This window comes from Gemmobacter aquatilis, from assembly GCF_900110025.1.
Lineage (GTDB): Bacteria > Pseudomonadota > Alphaproteobacteria > Rhodobacterales > Rhodobacteraceae > Gemmobacter > Gemmobacter aquatilis.
In genome coordinates this window covers 215,949-234,426 of sequence record NZ_FOCE01000002.1, presented here as the reverse complement: position 1 = coordinate 234,426, position 18,478 = coordinate 215,949, and the positions used below count along the sequence as shown (strand labels likewise).

The window sequence follows — 18,478 nt, the reverse complement described above, 5'->3', positions numbered from 1 at the left end:
CCGCCTCAGTTATGTTCCGATGGGCCCATGATCACGATACCCTCCGTCGCCTCGACATGGCGGACGAAGATGTATTTGTCCTCACGCCCGTCGGAATGTTTGCGGCGGATGTCGGGCTGCACGGTGCCGGCCACCTTGGCCACAACGAGATAGGGCACCTCGGCCGCCAGCCCGGCGGCGCAATGCGCGTCAAACTCCTCCAGCGTGCGGGCGGTATAGGCGTGGTCTATCCCGGCACCGCGCGCGATGGCGGCAATATCCACCCGGCCAAAGGCGGTATGGGTGGGCGGGCCGCCGATGGATTGATAACATTCGTTATCCCAGACCACGGTGAACAGGTTCTTGGGCTGTTCATTGCCTAAGGTGGCCAGAATCCCGAGGTTGAACATCATCCCCCCGTCGGTATCCAACGAGATGATCCGCCGGTGCGGCAAGCCTGCGGCCAGCCCGAAGGCCTGCGGCGTCACGCAACCCAGTTGCTGCTGGAACAGGCTGGCCGCCCGCATATGCGGCGCGGCATTATACCATTCATCGACCGAGGCCCCCAGCGACAGGATCACCAGTTCATCGCGCAGCCGGGCGGCGAGGCGGGTCATGCAATCATAGCGTTTCATCGCACGACACTCCCGCCCAGGGCGATGGCCGAGTGGTAATAGGCGTTGTAGCTCCAGTTATAGGCGTCGATGATGGATTGCTCGATCGCGTCCTCCTCGCGCACCACGCGGTAGGGGATGCGAAGGGCATCGAGGATGGGTTCCATGGTGATGCCGTGGGGAATGGCCCACCAGTTGTTTTCGCCCAATTCGCCGCGATAGCTCATCAGCATCACCACCGGGATGCCCGCGCCAAGGCCCATGCGGGCCAAGGGTTCGACGCTGGCGCGCAGGCCGGAGTTTTCCATCACCAGCGCCGCGCGCTTGCCCGACAGGAACACCCCGCCGCAGATCGCCGCCCCTTCGCCCTCGTTCGTCACGCGGATGGTGCGGATGTCGGGATCGGCATCCAGCGCGGGATAAAGTTCCTTGAACAGCGAATCGGGCAGGTAGCAGACGATGCTGACCCCTGCCTTCTTCAACCCGCGGATCACCGCATCGACGGCGCTTTGTTTCATCTGTCCTGCCCTGTCTGGTCGCGTTGCGGTCAAAGATGGCAAAGGGGGGATGTTGTGCATAGGTGTTGAATGTCGATGCAGTTGTTGTGCCTTGCGCAACACCGGGTCAGGGTGCCAGACGTTCCATCGCGGTGGCCAGCATGGCGGCAAGCGCCGATGCCGCCTCGGAAATCTCGGCCTTGGGGCGGGACAGCAGATGCAGGCGGCGCGGTTGCAGGCGCGGGTCCACCAGCGGGATGAACACCAGATCGCCGCGCGCCACTTCGCGTTCCACGCCGATGCGGGTTTGCAGGATGGTGCCCAGCCCCTTGGTCGCCAGATCAATCATCACACCGATGGAATTGGTGCGCGCCCGGCGCGAAAATTCCACGAACGACCCCGACAGCGCGTCTTCGATGGTGGAGCCGAGCGTGAGGCTGGCGTCCGACAGGATCACCCGCTCCCCCGCCAGATCATAGACGCGCAGGCTGTCGCCCTTCAGCGCAAGGCGGCTGCCCGGCGCGACCATCACCCCCATCGGCATGGCGACCGAGGCGATGCGGCGGGTGTTCTTGGGCGGGCGCAGGTCGAAGACCACGCCCAGATCCGCCTCGCCCTGCGCCACCAGCCCGGCCACATCGGCCGAGCCGCCCACATGCACATCGACGGTGATTTCCGGGTGGCGCACCCAGAACCCGGCCAGCACATCGGACAGGAAGCCGCGCGCCGCACTTTCCACCGTGGCAATGGTCACCGTGCCCCGGCGCAGCCCTTGCAGATCGGTGATTTCGGTGATGGCGCGGTTCAGTTCGCCGGTGCTCTGGCGGATGTGGTAATACAGCAGTTCGCCCGCCGAGGTGAGCTTCAGCCGCTGTTGCGTGCGCTCGAACAGCGGTGCGGCCAGGTCTTCCTCCAACTGCTTGATGGTGCGGCTGATCGACGAGGGTGCGACGTTCAGCGCCTTGGCGGCGGCGCGGATCGAGCCGAGCCGGGCCACCAGCAGAAAGTTGTGAACCCGGCTGGAGACGAGGCCGAGGCGGTGCAGATCCATCAGTGGTAATCCGGGATGCCGGGCATGGTGATGAAGCCCGGCAGCCGCCGCACCCGCCGCGCCCAAAGCCGCAGGGCGGGGAATTCGTCATGATCCACGTTGAAATCGCGCGACAGGGCAAAGGCGGGGAACAGTGCCAGATCGGCCAGCGTGGCGGCTGGCCCGGCAAAGAAGCCGCAGCCCCGGATGCCCTGTTTGACCATGTGATCCTCCATCAACCGCAGGCAGGCGCGGGCGCTTGCACGCAGCGCCTGCGCATCGCCCGGCGCATCCAGCATGGCGCAGGTGCGGGCCTGTGCCGCCACGCCCAGATCGCGGGCGCAGAAGGCCAGCCAATCCATCATCCGCGCGCGGGTTGCGGCATCCTGCGGCAAAAGCGGGGTGGTGGGGGCGTGGGCTTCGGCCAGATGCATCAGGATCGCTTCGGTCTGGGTCAGCAGCAGATCGCCGTCTTGCAGCACCGGCAGGCGGCCTGCCGGGTTCAGCGCGCGCATCGCTGCGCCCAGATGTTCGCGCCCGGGATACATGTCGATCCCGTGCAGCGTCAGCGCCACCCCAAGGCACGAGGCCACCAGCCGCACGCGGTAGCAGTTTTCGTCGAGGTCGTAGTTATACAGGATCGGCGCGGTCATGCTGCGGCTCCGGCAGTCTCAAGGCTCAGGCGGAAGGCATCGCTGCGGGTGGCCAGCGCCAGCAGCGTGTCGGGTGTTGCGGGCCCCGCAACGGTCAGGTGCAGCGCGGTGCGGCGGGCGTCGATGGGCTGCACGCCGATGCGCAGGGTGCCAAGATCGGTGTCCAGCGTGACCAGCGGCACCTGCCCGGCAAGCGTGCCGCCAAATCCTTCGGGCAGGGCGGCCAGCACCGCAGCCAGCGGCGCATCCAGATAGAGGCTGCGCAGCGCCGTCACCTCGGCCTCTGCCGGGGGGGGTGGCACCGCGCCCAGGGCGACCCAGATCATTCCCGCCGCCTCGGCCACGGCCCAGGTTTTCACGCAGATGGTTTTCGGCACTTCCAGTTGCGGATGGGCCGGGATGTAGCGGCATTGCCCGGCCTGATCATATTCCCAGCCGTGATAGAGGCAGGCGATGTGATCGCCGCGCACGAAGCCGAAGCTCATCTTCATGCCGCGATGCGGGCAACGGTCTTCCCAGGTGTGCGCCACGCCCGAACTGTCGCGCCAGACCACGATTTCCTGCCCCTGCACCACGGCGCCCGCCGACGTGCCCACCTCGATCATGCTGGACAGTGCCAGCGGAACCCATGCGTCTTCCGTCATCCTGCAATCCCTGTCTGCCGGGCGTCTGGCCCGTTGGTCGCGCGCGTCACCTCCAGCACCAGGCAATCGCTGGGGCCGAGGCTGAGCGCCATTTCAAAAGCGTCGATCAGGTCGGGCGGGCCGCTGACGGCAAAGCGCGCGGCGTGGGCGGCAAGGCCAAGCACCGTAAGCCCCAGCGCAAGACGGGCGGCGCGGTGGCGGGCGAATTCCTCGAAACTTGCCATCCCGATCCGCCCGGTAAAGCCAAGGATCACCGTTTCATCCATCCGTTCTGCGCCGCCTTCTACCTGAGCGGGAAAATCTACGCTGTGCTGCGCCGAGTCTTCCCCGGAAAATCCTTGCTGCGTGGGCAGTTGCCGCACACTCCGGCAATGCTGCACCCGCAGCGGAATCCAGTAAGCGCGCAGCGGCGGCCCCGCGTCAAGTGTTGCGTAAAACGCAACATCTAGGTCGAATAATACCGCCTATTCAGAACGCACGGCATTTGGAACGCTGGTTGCTGCACCTGCAAAGCGCCCGACAGAGCCGCGCGGCAGATCCCCACCGATGGGCCCGCCAAAAGAGGCCCGATGACAGCGAGGTATTCCCGATGACACTGATCCGCGAGCTTTCCCGGCGTGGCTTTCTGAACATGGGGGCGGCGGCGGGCCTTGGCCTGATGCTGCCGAAAACCGGGCTGATCCGCCCGGCCTTTGCCGCAGCGCCGCTGCCGCCCGTGGCCGAGGAGGCGGCGATGATCGCCTGGGGCTATGTCGGCCCGACCGCCGACGAGGGTTGGACCTGGGCGCATGATCAGGGCCGTCTGGCGGTGGAAAAGGCCTTCCCCAAGCTGAAGACCAGCTTCGTGGAAAGCGTGCCCTATTCGGCTGATGCCAGCCGCATCTACCGTCAGTTCGTGGCGGATGGCGCCAACATGGTCTTTGCCAACTCCAACTACGGTGACTTCCTGTATGATGTGGCCAAGCGCGCGCCCGAGGTGGCCTTTTATGAATGCGATGGCCGTCTGGCGATGGAGAATCTGGGCACCTATTATGTGCAGCACTGGTATCCGTCCTATGTGACCGGCGTTGCGGCGGGGCTGATGTCGAAAACCGGCAAGCTGGGCTATGTGGCATCTTTCCCGGTGCCCTCGGTCTATTCCGGCACCAATGCCTTCCTGATGGGGGCGCGTTCGGTGAACCCGGCGGCGACGGTGCAGGCGATCGTGATCAACAGCTGGTTCGATCCGCAGGCGGCGGCGCAGGCAGGCACGGCGCTGCTGGACAATGGCTGCGATGTGCTGTTCGGCATTATGGACGAGGCCGCCTATCTGCAGGTGGCCGAACAGCGCGGCGCGAAAGCGGTGATGTGGAACACCGACATCCGCCGCTATGGCCCCAGCGCCTATATCAGCTCGATCATGGTGGATTTCGGGCCGTGGTATGTGGAACAGGTGCGCCGCCGTCTGGCAGGCGAATGGACGCCGAGCGAAGACATCCTGCCGATGGCCAAGGGCGTGGATCGTGACGCCTGGGGCGAAAGCGTGCCGCCCGAGGTGGCAGCGCAGGCCGATGCCGCCCGCGAAAAGATTCTGAGCGGCTGGAGCCCGTTCACCGGCGAGATCAAGGACAGCAATGGCGCGATCAAGGTCGCCGCGGGCCAGACCATGACCGAGCGCGAGCTTTATGAATGGAACTGGTCCATCGAAGGGGTTTCCGGTCTGGACGCCTGAGCCGATGCGCGACGAGGCCGATATCCGCCAGCGGCTGGGGCTGGAGCCGGGCACGCCGCCCTTGGTGGCGCTGCGCGGGATCGGCAAGATCTTCCCCGGGGTCATCGCCAATGCGGATGTGGATTTCGAGGTGCTCCCCGGCGAAATCCACGCCCTGCTGGGCGAGAATGGCGCCGGAAAGTCGACGCTGATGAATGTGCTGACCGGCATCTACCAGCCGGATTCGGGCGAGATTCTGGTGGGCGGCTATGCGCAAAGCTTTGCCGCGCCACAGGATGCCATCGCGGCGGGTATCGGCATGGTGCACCAGCATTTCAAGCTGGTGCAGGCCTTCACCGTCGCCGAAAACGTGCATCTGGGCTGGGGCGACACCCCGGCCCGGATTTCCGCGGCGGATCTGGAGGCGCGCACGGCAGCGCTGGCCGCGACGCTGAACCTTGCGGTGAAGCCCGGCGCGGTGGTCGCCGATCTGTCCACCGGCGAGCAGCAGCGGGTGGAAATCCTGCGCGTGCTGTCGCGGCAGGCTCGCGTGCTGATCCTTGATGAACCGACCGCCGTGCTGACCCCGGCCGAGGCGCAGGAGCTGTTCGTGGCGCTGCGCGGTTTTGTGGCGCAGGGCAATGCGGTGATCTTCATCAGCCACAAGCTGGACGAGGTGCTGGAGATCGCGGGCCGCATCACCATTCTGCGGCAGGGGCGCAAGGTCGCCACCGAATGGGCCGAAGATTGCACCGAACGGTCGCTGGCGCAGTTGATGGTGGGCCGCGATATTGTGCTGAGCGATCTGCGCGGGCGCCCCGATGGCGTGGCCGGGCCGGGCGCGCCAGTGCTGCGGCTGGAAGGCGTGGGGCTGAAGGGGCTGTTGACCGGCATCACGCTTGAGGTGCGGGCGGGCGAGATTCTGGGCGTGGCGGGGGTGGCGGGCAATGGCCAGCGCGAGCTGTGCCAGGTGATGACCGGCCTTGCGCGCCCGACCGAAGGCCGGGTGCTGCTGGAGGGGGTGGATCTTTCCACCGCCGGGCCGGGCAAGGTGGCTGCGGTCGGCGTCGGGCATATCCCGGAGGATCGTCTGGCCTCGGGCGTGGCGCCGGCCTTGTCGATCACCGACAACGCGGTGCTGCGCGAATATCGCGCGCCGCCGGTGTCGCGCGGGCCGTGGTTCCTGCCGCGCGCCGCCCTAGCGCTGGCTCAGCAGATCGCGGGCGTGGCCGAGGTGGCGGTGCCCGATTTCGCCATGCCGGTGCGCAACCTGTCGGGCGGCAATCAGCAGCGGCTGGTGGCGCGGCGCGAGATGCGCATCGCCCGCAAGGTGCTGGTGGCGGCCTATCCGTCGCGCGGGCTCGATGTTGGCGCGATCAACACGATGATGCGCTATTTCACCGAATTGCGCGATCAGGGCGTGGCGGTGGTGCTGGTGTCGGAGGAGCTTGAGGAATTGCTGAACCTGTCAGACCGGATCGCCGTGCTGTTCCATGGCCGCATCATGGGCGTGGTGGAAGGGGCCGAGGCCGATCTGGACGAGATCGGGTTGATGATGGGCGGCCAGAGCCGGAACAGCCAGAACGGCGATAGTCAGAACGGGGCGGCGGCATGAACCTGCATCTGCAACGGCTGCCCTCGGCCCGGCCCGGTATGGCCTTTGGCGCGCGGGTGGCCGCGCTGGTGCTGGCGCTGCTGACGGCGGCGGCGGTGCTGGCGGCGGCGGGCTTTGCACCGCTGGACCTTGCGGCGCAGGTGCTGCGATCCACCTTCGGGTCGCGCTTCGGATTGGAGGATCTGGGCCTGCTGCTGACGCCGCTGATCTATACCGGGCTGGCGGTGGCGGTGGGGCTGCGCATCGGGGCGTGGAACATCGGCGCAGAGGGCCAGTTCAACATCGGCGCCTTTTGCGCTGCCGGGGTGGCGCTGTTCGTGCCCGGCCCGGTCTGGCTGCTGCTGCCGCTGATGATGGTGGCGGGGGCCATGGGTGGCGCGTTGTGGATTCTGGTGCCGACACTGGCCCGGGCCTATGCCGATGTCAGCGAGCTGATCACCACCTTGCTGCTGAACTTCGTGGCCTTGCTGCTGGTCTATTTCGTGGCGACCGGGCCGTGGCTGGACCCGTCGGGCCATGCGCTGGCCACCACGGCGCGGCTGCCGGTGGCGGTGCCCGAATTCTGGGGCATCGTGCATTGGGGCTTTCCCGTCGCGGTGGCGCTGGCGCTTTTGCTGGCTGTGGTGTTTGCCTTCAGCCGCTGGGGGTACGAGGTGCGGATTTCGGGGTCGAACCCCGGCGCGGCGCGTTATGCGGGCATCCCGGTCACCCGGCATCTGATCGGCGTCATGCTGCTGTCGGGCGCGCTGGCGGGCCTAGGCGGCATGATGGAGGTCGCGGGCACCGTGGGCCGCTTGCAGGGCGGGATTTCCAACAATTACGGGTATCTGGGCATCATGGTGGCCGTGCTGGCGCGGGCGGCGCCCCTGGGCGTGCTGGCTTCGGCGCTGCTGATGGCGGTGATCCTGAACGGCGGGATCATTCTGCAGACGCAGGGGCTGACCACCAACACGGTGTTGGCGGTGACCGGGCTGATCCTGCTGTTTTCCGCCATTGGTGACGAGCTGGCGCATTACCGGGTGATCCGCAGACAGGAAAAGGGCTAGGCGATGGATGTTCTGGCGGGGCTGATCCAGACGGCGTTTCTGGCGGGGGGCGTATTGGCGCTGGCGGCCCTGGGCGAGGTGCTGGCCGAACGGGTGGGCGTGGTCAATCTGGGCGTCGAGGGGTTGATGGCGCTGGGGGCGGTGACGGCGATTGCCACGGTGCTGGCGGTGCCGATCCCCGCGCTGGGATTTGCGGCGGCGCTGGCGGTGGGGCTGGTGGTGGGCATGGCCTTCGCGCTGGCCACCGTGGTGGTGCGGGCCAATCAGGTGCTGTGCGGGCTGGCGCTGACGCTGATCGGCACCGGGCTGGCCGCGACCATCGGCAAGGCCTATTCGGGGATGCCGGCCCCCGCGACCTTCCGGCCGATCCACATTCCGGTCCTGTCGGACCTGCCGTTTCTGGGCAGGGCGCTGTTCAGCCATAACGTGCTGGTCTACCTGATCTTCTTCATCCTGCCGGTGATCCTGCACGGGCTGATGTTCCGCACCCGTCACGGGCTGAACATGCGGGCAGTGGGCGAAAACCCGGCAGCGGCGGATGCGGCGGGGATCAATGTGATGGCGTTCCGCTTCTGGTATACCGCGATCGGGGCGGCGATGGCGGCGGGGTCGGGGGCCTATCTGACGCTGGCCTTCGTGCCCTCGTGGTCCGAAGGGGTGGTGGCCGGGCGCGGCTGGATCGCGGTGGCGCTGGTGATCTTTGCAGGCTTCCGCCCGATCAACGCGGCGGGGGCGGCGCTGCTGTTCGGCTTCATCACCGCGCTTGGCTTCGTGGGGCAGGCGCGCAACTGGCCCATCGCCGCCTCGATCCTGTCGATGCTGCCTTACCTTGGCACCATCACGCTGATCATCGTGCCGGTGGTGGCGGTGCAGCGGATGCGCCGCCTGATGGCCGCGCCTGCCGCGCTGTCGGTGCCGTTCTTCCGGGATATGCGATGAAAACCCTGCTGACAAATATCGCCCATCTGGCCACTTTTGACGATGCAGGCGGCCCGGCGGGGCGCGAATTGACCGATGCCGCGGTGCTGATTGACGGCAACCGCATCATTGCCGTGGGCAAGGCCTGCGATCTGGCCGGGCAGGGCGACCGGGTTGTGGATCTGACCGACCATGTGGTGATGCCCGGAATGGTGAACACCCACCATCACATGTATCAGAACCTGACCCGCGTCATGGTGCAGGATGACCCGCTGTTCGTCTGGTTGAAGACGCTTTACCCGATCTGGGCGCGGCTGGATGATGCGGCGATCCGGGTTTCGGCGCAGATGGCGATGGCAGAACTGATCGCCACCGGCTGCACCACATCCTCCGATCACCTGTATATCCTGCCCAACAATTGCACGCTGGATACCACCATCGAGGTCGCGGCCGAGATGGGCCTGCGCTTTCACGCCGCGCGGGGCGCCATGTCGCGCGGCGAAAGCAAAGGGGGGCTGCCGCCCGATAGCTGTGTGGAGGAGGAAGACGCCATTCTGGCCGATGCCGAACGGCTGATCGGGCGGTATCACGATATGGCCGACCATGCGATGACGCGCATCGTGCTGGCGCCCTGTTCGCCGTTTTCGGTGACCCCGCAACTGATGAAAGATGCCGCCGCACTGGCGCGGCGCCACCACGGCGTGCGCCTGCATTCGCATATCGCGGAGGTGCTGGATGAGGAAACCTATTGCCAGCAGATCTACGGGATGCGCTCGGTCGGATTCGCCGAAAGCGTGGGCTGGCTGGGGCCGGATGTGTGGTTTGCCCATGCGATCTTTCTGGATGACAGTGAGATCCGGCTGTTCGCCGAAACCGGCACGGGGGCAACCTTCTGCCCCTCGGCGCATATGCGCTGCGGTCTTGGCATCATGCGGGCGCGCGAAATGCTGGATGCGGGGGTGACGGTGGGGCTGGGGGTGGACGGTTCCGCCTCGAACGACACGTCGGACATGTTTCAAGAGGTGCGCATGGCGCAGTTTCTGCAACGCGTGGCGCCTGACCGTTACCTTTCGGCCAAGCCCGGCGGGCGGGGCGGTTTTGGCGGCACGCCCGGCGCCTTGTCGGCGCGCGAGGCGCTGTGGATGGCCACACGCGGCGGCGCAAAGCTGCTGGGGCGAGAGGACATCGGCCAGATCGCGCCGGGCAAATCTGCAGACATTATCGCGGTGAACCTGAACCAGTTGGGCTTTGCGGGCACCGAACGTGACCCGCTGGCCGCCCTCGTGATGTGCGGCCCGTTCAAGGTGAACCATTCCTTCATCAACGGCGTGCAGGTGGTGGACGGGGGCGGCTTTACCCGGCTCGACATCGGGCAGGCCCTGGCCGATCATCGCGCCACCGTGCGCCGCATCTATGAGGTCTGACCGATGGCCGAAAAAGCCGCTCTTGATCAGTGGTATTGCATCGACAATCTGGCCGATATTCCCATGGGCGAAAGCCGCAACCGCCTGCTGGGGGTGGATCTGACGGTGACGCGGGGCGAAGGCATCGCCGTGATGGCCGAGGGGCGCGCGCTGCCCACGCGGCAACGCTATGGCTATCTGTGGGTCACGCTGGGCGAGGCCCCGCCCGAGGTGCCGCCGATCCCCGAGGCGGACGAACCCGACCGCCGCTATGTGCCCTGCGGCGCCATTGCGGTGAAAGCCTCTGGCTTGCGGATTGTGGAAAACTTTCTCGACATGGCGCATTTTCCCTTTGTGCATACCGATATTCTGGGTTCCGAACCCCATACCGAGGTCGAACACTACGATTGCGAAATCCGCCGCGATGTGGATGAGGTCTGGGCCACCAACTGCACCTTTGTGCAGCCGAAAGCGGCGCTGTCGGCGGGCGGTGCGATCAAGACCGATTACATCTATCGCATCACCACGCCCTTTACCGTGCTGCTGTATAAAACCTGCCCGATGGCGGCGGATCGCTGGGATGTGATCTGCCTGTTTGTGCAACCGCTCGACCCCGGACGGTGCCGGGCGCATCCGGTGATGTTTCTGATCGACGATGCCGCGCGCAGCGCCGATCTGATCGGCTTCCAGCAGGTGATCTTCCTGCAGGATCGCATCATCCTTGAAAACCAGCGCCCCGTCTTGCTGCCGCTGGAACCCCGGGCCGAGATTCCGACACGGGCCGACGCCTCCTCCATCGCCTATCGGCGCTGGCTGAAGGAAAAGGGGCTGACCTACGGCACGACATTGGGCACCGCGCAGGACGCCGCATGACCCTGCGCGGGCGGACGCTCGTCGCCTCGGGCTTTCACGCGCCGGAGCGGGGCGGGGTGGAGGAATTCCGCGATGCAGTGATCGAGATCGGTGCCGATGGCACGATTGCGGCGGTGCGGCATCCGGGCAGCGATGGCTACAGCGTGTCGAACGACGCGCTGCATCTGCCTGAAGGCCAGATCCTGCTGCCCGGCTTTGTCGATCTGCATGTCCACGCGCCGCAATATCCGCAACTGGGCAGCGCGCTGGATGTGCCGCTGGAAGACTGGCTGCACCGCCATACCTTCCCGCTGGAGGCGCGCTATGCCGATCTGGGGTTTGCCGAGCGGGTTTACCGCCTGCTGGTGGCCGATCTGCTGGCCTGCGGCACCACGACCGCGCTGTATTTCGCAACGGTCCATGTAGAGGCGACAAAACTGCTGGCCGATCTGTGCCTGAAGGCCGGGCAGCGCGCGTTGATCGGCAAGGTGGCGATGGATCACCCCGAGACCTGCCCCGATTATTACCGCGATGGCTCGGCTGCCGAGGCGGTGGCGGGCACGCGGGCGGTGATCGACCATATCCGGGGCCTGCCCGGCAATGACGGGCTGGTGCAGCCGGTAGTGACGCCGCGCTTCATTCCGGCCTGCTCTGACGCGGCGTTGCGAGGCTTGGGCGCGCTGGCGCAGGAAACCGGCTGCCGGGTGCAAAGCCATGTGTCGGAAAGCGATTGGGAGCACAGTCATGTGCAGGCGCGGCATGGCTGTTCGGATGCGCAATCCCTGCATCATTTCGGGCTGATGACCCCCGGTTCGGTCTTTGCGCATGGCAATTTCCTGTCGCCCCCGGACATGGAATTGCTGCGCAGCAATCGCAGCGGCGTGGCGCATTGTCCGCTGTCGAATGCGTATTTTGCAGGTGCAGCATTTCCCCTGCGCGCGGCACTGGACCGGGGGCTGCGGGTGGGGCTGGGGTCCGACATTTCGGGCGGCCCGGCGGGCACGATCTGGGAAACCGCGCGCATGGCGGTGGCCGCAGCACGGATGCTGGAAAGCGGCGTGGACCCCGATCTGCCGCCCGCCCAACGCTCGGCCCATCCCGGCGCGCGGATCGACATGGCGACTGCGTTCCACCTTGCCACTGCGGGCGGGGCCGCGGCGCTGGAACTGCCGGTGGGCAGCTTTCGCCCCGGCCTGCAGTTCGACGCCATGCTGATCGACCCCACAGCCCCGCAAGGCACGCTGCGGCTCTGGCCCGGCCAAAGCGGCGCGCTGCTGCTGGAGCGTATCCTCTACGGCACCAGCCGCGCCAATATCGCGCGGGTCTGGGTGTCGGGGCGGCAGGTGGCTTAGGGTTCATATGTGTGCATCTGTGTGTATGCAAACAATAACCCATTGATTTAGAAAGATATTGTAACACTGTCCACAGTGCTGTAAGCCTCGCCGCGATTTTGCGCCCCGCGAGGACAGCCCATGACCGCCACCGCCGCCCTGCGCGCCGAGCTTGCCCGGCACTATGACCTCGCCCCCTCGTTGCAGGCGGCCGAGGCAACGCGCGACATCCATGCGAAAATGGCCCGCGTCGTGCCCTTGGCCGATTGGGCCCGCCACGCGCCCTATGTGATCGCCATCAACAAGCTGAAGGCCGAACGCGACGCGGTGATCCTGGCGCATAACTACATGACGCCCGACATCTATCACGGCATCGCCGATGTGGTGGGCGACAGCCTGCAACTGGCGATCGAGGCGACCAAGGTGCGTGCGCAGGTCATCGTGCAATGCGGTGTGCATTTCATGGCCGAAACCTCGAAGATCCTGAACCCGGCGAAAACCGTGCTGATGCCCGACATGGGCGCGGGCTGCAGCCTGGCCGAATCGATCACGCCTGAGGGGATCGCGCAGATGCGCGCCCGCTTTCCCGGTGCGGCAGTGGTCAGTTATGTGAACACCACGGCGGCGGTGAAGGCGGCGTCGGATGTGTGCTGCACCTCGTCCAACGCGGCGCAGATCGTGGCGGCGATGCCGGGCGACACGGTGATCATGACGCCCGACCAGTATCTGGCGCAGAACGTGGCCAAACAGGTGCCGCACAAGCGCATCGTCTGGTGGGAGGGGTCGTGCATCGTGCATGAACGCTTCACCGCCGCCGATCTGCGCGATTTCCGCGCCTTCCAGCCGGATACCACGATCATCGCCCATCCCGAATGCCCGCCCGATGTGGTGGCCGAGGCGGATTTTTCCGGCTCCACCTCTGGCATCATCGAGTTTGTGGAGCGCCATCGCCCGGCCAAGGCGCTGCTGGTGACCGAATGTTCCATGGCGTCGAACATCGCCGATGCGCTGCCCGAGGTGGAGTTTGTCGGGCCCTGCAACATGTGCCCCTACATGAAGATGATCACGCTGGAAAAGGTGCTGTGGTCGCTGCATTCGATGACCACCCCGGTGGAGGTGGAGGACAGCGTGGCAGCCAAGGCCCGCGTGGCGGTGGAGCGGATGATCGCCCTGTCGCGCAAGGCTGCGGCGTGATGCAGACAACCCCGCGCATCGTGATCGTCGGCGCGGGGATGGCCGCGCTGTCCGCTGCGCTGCGGCTGAGCCCCCGTCCGGTGCTGGTGATCTCGCCCGAGCCGCTGGGCGAAGGGGCCAGTTCCGCCTGGGCGCAGGGCGGGGTGGCGGCAGCGATGGGCGCGGGCGACAGTGCGGAGGATCACGCGGCCGATACGCGCCGCGCCGGGGCGGGGATCGTCGATCCGGCGGTGGCGGATCTGGTGACCCGTCTGGCGCGCGACCATATTCTGGACCTGACGGCCAAGGGCGCCCCCTTCGACCGCGATGCGCAGGGCAACTATGTCCTGTCGCGCGAGGCGGCGCATGGCCGGGCGCGGGTGGTGCGGGTGAAGGGTGATCAGGCCGGGCGCGAGATCATGGCGACGCTGATCGCTGCCGTGCGCGCCACGCCCTCGGTTCAGGTGCTGGAAGGCGTGGCGGCGGCGCGGCTGGAGGTGCAGGCAGGCCGGGTGGTTGGGGTCTGGCTGGGCCGGGCCGATGGCACCTCGGGGCTGGCGCTGCTGCGCGCGCCTGCGGTGCTGCTGGCGGCGGGCGGGGCGGCGGGGCTTTATGCGGTCACCACCAATCCGGCGCGGATACGCGGGCAGGCGATGGGCATGGCGGCGCGGGCGGGGGCGGTGATCGCCGATGCGGAATTCGTACAGTTCCACCCCACCGCCATTGCCACCGGCGAAGACCCGGCGCCCTTGGCGACCGAGGCGTTGCGCGGCGAGGGGGCCGTGCTGATCAACACGCAGGGCCAGCGCTTCATGGTCGCCCTGCACCCCGATGCCGAACTGGCGCCGCGCGATGTGGTGGCCCGCGCGATCTTTGCGCAAACCCAGGCCGGGCTGCGCCCGATGCTGGACACCCGCGCCTGTCTGGGCGCTGACATCCTTGATCGGTTCCCGGCGGTTGCGGGCGCCTGCCTGCGCGCGGGCATTGATCCGGTGCGCGATGCGATCCCGGTGGCCGCCGCTGCCCATTACCATATGGGCGGTGTAGCGGTGGACCATGCGGGCCGCGCGTCCCTGCCGGGGCTGTGGGTTTGTGGCGAGGCGGCCTCCACCGGCCTGCATGGCGGCAACCGCCTTGCCTCCAACGGGCTCCTGGAGGCGCTGGTCTTTGCGCGGCTGGCGGCAGATTCGCTGGCGGCGGCAACGCCCGAGCAGCCCGGCTCGCCTGCCGCCCCGGTGCAGATCGCCTTCCCGCCCGGATCGCAACGGCTGGATGACGCTGCCGTGGCGCAACTGCGCCGAGTGATGACCGAGCATGTCGGCGTGCTGCGCGACGGGCCGGGCCTGCGCCATGCGCTGGCCGAGATGGACGCAATCGCCGCAGGCGCCACCCCGTCCGAGGCGCTGACCAATATGCTGACCGCCGCGCGGCTGATTGCCGGGGCGGCGCTTTTGCGGCAGGAAAGCCGGGGTGGCCATTGCCGCACCGATTACCCCGGCACTGACCCCGCACAGGCGCAGCGCAGCCGCCTGACGCTTGACCAATTGCCGCAACCGGAGACTGCCTGATGTTGCCCGACCTTCTGCTGGAACCGCTCGTCCGCGCCGCGCTGATCGAGGATCTGGGCCCGATGGGCGATGCCACCTGCCGCGCGGTGATCCCGCCGGGGCTGACCTACGAGGCGCGGCTGAATGCGCGGGGCGCGGGCGTGGCCTCGGGTCTGCGGCTGGCGGCGCTGGCGTTCCGGCTGGTCGATCCGGCCTTGCGGATCGAGGCGTTGGCGCAGGACGGGCAAGAGATCGGCCACGAAGATACGCTGATGGTGATCGCGGGCTCTGCCGCGTCGATCCTGATGGCGGAACGGGTGGCGCTGAACTTCGCCGGGCGGATGTGCGGCATTGCCAGCCTGACCGCGCGGTTCGTGGCGCAAACCCACGGCACCAAGGCGCGCATCACCTGCACGCGCAAAACCACCCCCGGCCTGCGCGCGGTGGAGAAAGAGGCGGTGCGCCATGGCGGCGGATCGAACCACCGCTATGGCCTGTCGGATGCGATCCTGATCAAGGACAATCACATTGCCGCCGCCGGTGGCATCGCCCCGGTTCTGGCCGCCGCCAGCCGCGCCCGCTCGCATATGATGCGGGTGGAGATCGAGGTGGACCGGCTGGATCAACTGGCCGAGGTGCTGGAGATCGGCGGGGCGGATGTCGTGCTGCTGGACAACATGACCACCGCCGATCTGGCGGCGGCGGTGCGGCTGGCCAAGGGGCGCGTGGTGCTGGAAGCCTCGGGCAACATGGCCTTGCCGCGCATCGCCGAAGTGGCGGCGACCGGCGTCGATTTCATTTCGGTCGGCGCGCTGACCCATTCGGCGCCGGTGCTGGATCTGGGTCTGGATTTCTGACCCCTTCCCAAACGCAGGCACAGGCCCCGTTCCGCAGATCGCGGCGCGGGGCCTGTCGCGTTTTGGGGGCTGCCCGGTTTTCGGGCGCTGCGGGCGCGGGCCTGACGGATACGCGCATAATCCAACAAAACCCAACACAAGATCATTGATATATGTGTGATCTGGCGCATGATGCGGGAAAGCAGGGCAACAGGGATCGTGAGTCATGGCGCAGTTTGCGGCGAGGCACCTCATCATCGGCGGGGGCATCATCGGCTGTTCGACGGCCTATCATCTGGCGAAGAACGGTGAAAAGGATGTGGTGCTGCTGGAAAAGGCTGCGTTGACCGAAGGCGCCACATGGCACGCGGCGGGGCTGGTGGGGCAGTTGCGATCTTCGCGCAATACCACGCGGATGCTGAAACGCTCGGTGGCGATGTATGACCGGCTTGCCGCCGAAACCGGGATGGAGTTCGACTGGAAGAAGGTCGGCAGCCTGCGTCTTGCCGCCACGACCGAGCGCCTGCTGGAGGCGAAGCGTCTGGCCACCATGGCGCGCAGTTTCGATCTGGAAATGCACATCATCTCGGCATCCGAGGCGAAAGACCTGTTCCCCTATATCGACGCGACCGGGCTGGAGGGCGCGGCCTTCATCCCCTCGGATGGCCATGTGGACCCGGCGAGCCTGTGTCAGGCGGTGGCGGCGGGTGCGCGCAAATATGGCGCGCAGATCCGGCAGGGCGTCACGGTGCTGGATTTCACGGTGAAGAACGGGCGGATTACCGAGGTTCTCACCTCGGAAGGCACATGGCAGGCGGAAACCGTCACCCTTGCGGCGGGGATGTGGAGCCGCGAGCTGGGCGCGAAACTGGGGATCAAGGTGCCCGCCTGCGCGGTGGAGCATCAGTATATCGTCACCGAACCCTTGCCCGATGTGGAACTGGTGAAACGCCTGCCGACGCTGCGCGACCCCGAACGGCTGGTCTATTACAAGCCCGATGCGGGCGGGCGGCTGGTGGTGGGCGGTTACGAGGATGACACGCTGCCCTTTGGCAACCGGGGCATCCCCGGCGATTTCGTGCGCCAGTTGCTGCCCGACAACATGGAACGCTTTGCCCCCTTGGCCGAGTTGGCCGCGCAGGTGACGCCGGTGCTGAACGAGGTCGGCGTGCGGCAGGTGATCAACGGGCCGATCCCCTATTCGGCGGATGGCGATTTCGTGCTGGGCTGGGCGCCGGGCTTCCAGAACCTGATGATGGCGACCGGCTTTCTGTATGGGATTGCCGCAGGCGGCGGCGCGGGCGAGATGATCGCGGAGTGGATCGTGCAGGGCGCGCCTTCGCTGAACCTCTGGCCGCTGGATGTGCGCCGCTTTGGCCCGCATCACGGCAGCCGCGCCTTCATGTATCCGCGCGCGGTGGAACATTACGCGCATCACTACAAGATGCGGTATCCGGGGACCGAACATCAAACCGTGCGGCAATTGCGCCTGTCGCCGCTGTATGAGCGGCTGAAGGGCAACGGCGCCGTCTATGGCACCCGCAACGGCTGGGAGCGCCCCTTGTGGTTCGCACCGGAAGGGGTGCCGCCGGTGGATCAACTGGATTTCCTCGCCCCCGGCTGGCACGCCTTTGCCGCCGAAGAACACCGCGCGGTGCGCGATGGCGTGGCGCTGATCGACCAGTCCAGCTTTTCAAAATTCGAACTGATCGGGCCGGGCGCCACCGATTTTCTGCAATCCATCGCGGCGGCGAACATGGATCGGCCGGTGGGGTCTGTCATCTACACCCAGCTTTGCAATGATCGCGGCGGGATCGAGGCGGATCTGACGATCACCCGGCTGGCGCCCGAGCAGTATTACATCGTCACCGGCGCCGCCTTCGGCACCCATGACGCCGACTGGATCCGCCGCCAAATGCCCGGCGATGGCACGCTGCACCTGATCGACATGACCTCGGCCCGTGCCGTCATCAACCTGTGCGGGCCGAAAGCGCGCGAGGTGTTGGCGCAGGTCTGCGAAGAGGACGTGTCGAACGCCGCCTTCCCCTTTGCCACCGCCCGCACTCTCACCATCGGGGCGGCGCCGGTGCGCGCGGTGCGCATCGGCTTTGTGGGCGAACTGGGGTGGGAACTGCATGTGCCGACCGAATTCGGCCTGCATGTCTATGACACGCTGCGCGCGGCGGGCGCCGCCCATGGCATCCGCGATGTCGGCTATCGCGCGATTGATACGCTGCGGCTGGAGAAGGGGTATCTTTACTGGTCCTCGGATATTTCGCCCGATTACACGCCCTACGAGGCCGGGCTGGGCTTCCGGGTGCATCTGGCCGCGAAAGGCGCCTTCCGGGGCCGCGCGGCGCTGGAGGCGGAACGCGCAACCGGGCCGAAGCGGCGGCTTTGTACCTTCACCACGCCCGCGCGCCTGCCGCTGTATGGCGGCGAGACGATCCTGCTGGGCAACCGCGTGGCCTCGCTGGTGTCTTCTGCCGGGTTTGGCCATACGCTGGGGCAGACCATCGTCTTCGGCTATCTCGACACCGCCGATCTGGCGCAGGAGGATTTCGAGATCGAGGTGTTCGGGGATCGTTTCCCGATCCGCCGCGTGGACGGACCGCTCTATGACCCTCAGAACCTGCGGCTGAAAGGGTAG

At 66.8% G+C, this 18,478-nt stretch carries 17 protein-coding genes; 11 read left to right on the top strand and 6 right to left on the bottom strand.

The genetic code is table 11. The features are described 5' to 3' along the window. Positions 1-5 precede the first annotated feature (5 nt). From BMX43_RS04900 to BMX43_RS04875, 6 genes are all read right to left on the bottom strand, one after another. Positions 6-614, bottom strand: coding sequence for a thiamine pyrophosphate-dependent enzyme (locus tag BMX43_RS04900; protein ID WP_091297859.1), 609 nt, complete (start codon positions 612-614; stop codon positions 6-8). Further along, on the bottom strand, positions 611-1,111 hold the full coding sequence (locus BMX43_RS04895; protein ID WP_091297856.1) for a thiamine pyrophosphate-binding protein: 501 nt from the start codon (positions 1,109-1,111) through the stop codon (positions 611-613). The genes BMX43_RS04900 and BMX43_RS04895 overlap by 4 nt, the downstream gene beginning before the upstream one ends. Positions 1,112-1,217: 106 nt before the next feature. Further along, positions 1,218-2,141: a LysR family transcriptional regulator gene (locus BMX43_RS04890; RefSeq protein WP_091297853.1), complete on the bottom strand. Its 924-nt coding sequence runs from the start codon at positions 2,139-2,141 to the stop codon at positions 1,218-1,220. After that, entirely contained in the window at positions 2,141-2,773 is a 633-nt protein-coding gene (locus tag BMX43_RS04885; RefSeq protein WP_091297849.1) for a glutathione S-transferase family protein, read from the bottom strand. Before BMX43_RS04885 ends, BMX43_RS04890 begins: the two co-directional genes overlap by 1 nt. Beyond that, positions 2,770-3,417 (bottom strand): Rieske (2Fe-2S) protein, encoded by a 648-nt coding sequence (locus tag BMX43_RS04880; protein ID WP_091297846.1) that lies wholly within the window; start codon positions 3,415-3,417, stop codon positions 2,770-2,772. Before BMX43_RS04880 ends, BMX43_RS04885 begins: the two co-directional genes overlap by 4 nt. Further along, the gene (locus BMX43_RS04875) at positions 3,414-3,683 is read right to left on the bottom strand and encodes a hypothetical protein (RefSeq protein WP_175482024.1); all 270 of its coding nucleotides are present in this window, start codon (positions 3,681-3,683) and stop codon (positions 3,414-3,416) included. Before BMX43_RS04875 ends, BMX43_RS04880 begins: the two co-directional genes overlap by 4 nt. Before the next feature lie 323 nt (positions 3,684-4,006). On the opposite strand from BMX43_RS04875, the gene BMX43_RS04870 reads away from it, so the two are divergent. The 11 genes from BMX43_RS04870 (at position 4,007) to BMX43_RS04820 (ending at position 18,478) form a co-directional block, all read left to right on the top strand. Beyond that, a complete protein-coding gene (locus tag BMX43_RS04870) occupies positions 4,007-5,128 on the top strand; it encodes a BMP family ABC transporter substrate-binding protein (protein WP_091297843.1) in 1,122 nt (373 codons plus the stop codon). 4 nt (positions 5,129-5,132) lie between these two features. Then, the gene (locus BMX43_RS04865; RefSeq protein ID WP_091297840.1) at positions 5,133-6,722 is read left to right on the top strand and encodes an ABC transporter ATP-binding protein; all 1,590 of its coding nucleotides are present in this window, start codon (positions 5,133-5,135) and stop codon (positions 6,720-6,722) included. Then, complete coding sequence (locus BMX43_RS04860) at positions 6,719-7,768, top strand: ABC transporter permease (RefSeq protein ID WP_091297837.1); 1,050 nt, start codon at positions 6,719-6,721, stop codon at positions 7,766-7,768. The genes BMX43_RS04865 and BMX43_RS04860 overlap by 4 nt, the downstream gene beginning before the upstream one ends. A gap of 3 nt (positions 7,769-7,771) precedes the next feature. Further along, positions 7,772-8,707 carry an ABC transporter permease gene (locus BMX43_RS04855; RefSeq protein ID WP_091297834.1) on the top strand — a complete coding sequence of 312 codons (936 nt, stop codon included), beginning with the start codon at positions 7,772-7,774 and terminating at the stop codon, positions 8,705-8,707. Then, the gene (locus BMX43_RS04850; RefSeq protein ID WP_091297830.1) at positions 8,704-10,110 is read left to right on the top strand and encodes an 8-oxoguanine deaminase; all 1,407 of its coding nucleotides are present in this window, start codon (positions 8,704-8,706) and stop codon (positions 10,108-10,110) included. The genes BMX43_RS04855 and BMX43_RS04850 overlap by 4 nt, the downstream gene beginning before the upstream one ends. A 3-nt stretch (positions 10,111-10,113) precedes the next feature. Next, a complete protein-coding gene (locus tag BMX43_RS04845; protein WP_091297826.1) occupies positions 10,114-10,962 on the top strand; it encodes an aromatic ring-hydroxylating dioxygenase subunit alpha in 849 nt (282 codons plus the stop codon). Next, positions 10,959-12,293 (top strand): amidohydrolase family protein, encoded by a 1,335-nt coding sequence (locus tag BMX43_RS04840; protein ID WP_091297823.1) that lies wholly within the window; start codon positions 10,959-10,961, stop codon positions 12,291-12,293. Before BMX43_RS04845 ends, BMX43_RS04840 begins: the two co-directional genes overlap by 4 nt. Before the next feature lie 120 nt (positions 12,294-12,413). Continuing rightward, a complete protein-coding gene (gene nadA, locus BMX43_RS04835; protein WP_091297820.1) occupies positions 12,414-13,466 on the top strand; it encodes a quinolinate synthase NadA in 1,053 nt (350 codons plus the stop codon). Beyond that, a complete protein-coding gene (locus BMX43_RS04830) occupies positions 13,466-15,013 on the top strand; it encodes an L-aspartate oxidase (protein WP_091297817.1) in 1,548 nt (515 codons plus the stop codon). Before nadA ends, BMX43_RS04830 begins: the two co-directional genes overlap by 1 nt. After that, positions 15,013-15,849 (top strand): carboxylating nicotinate-nucleotide diphosphorylase, encoded by an 837-nt coding sequence (gene nadC / locus BMX43_RS04825; RefSeq protein WP_091297812.1) that lies wholly within the window; start codon positions 15,013-15,015, stop codon positions 15,847-15,849. The genes BMX43_RS04830 and nadC overlap by 1 nt, the downstream gene beginning before the upstream one ends. Positions 15,850-16,054: 205 nt before the next feature. After that, entirely contained in the window at positions 16,055-18,478 is a 2,424-nt protein-coding gene (locus BMX43_RS04820) for a GcvT family protein (protein WP_091297811.1), read from the top strand.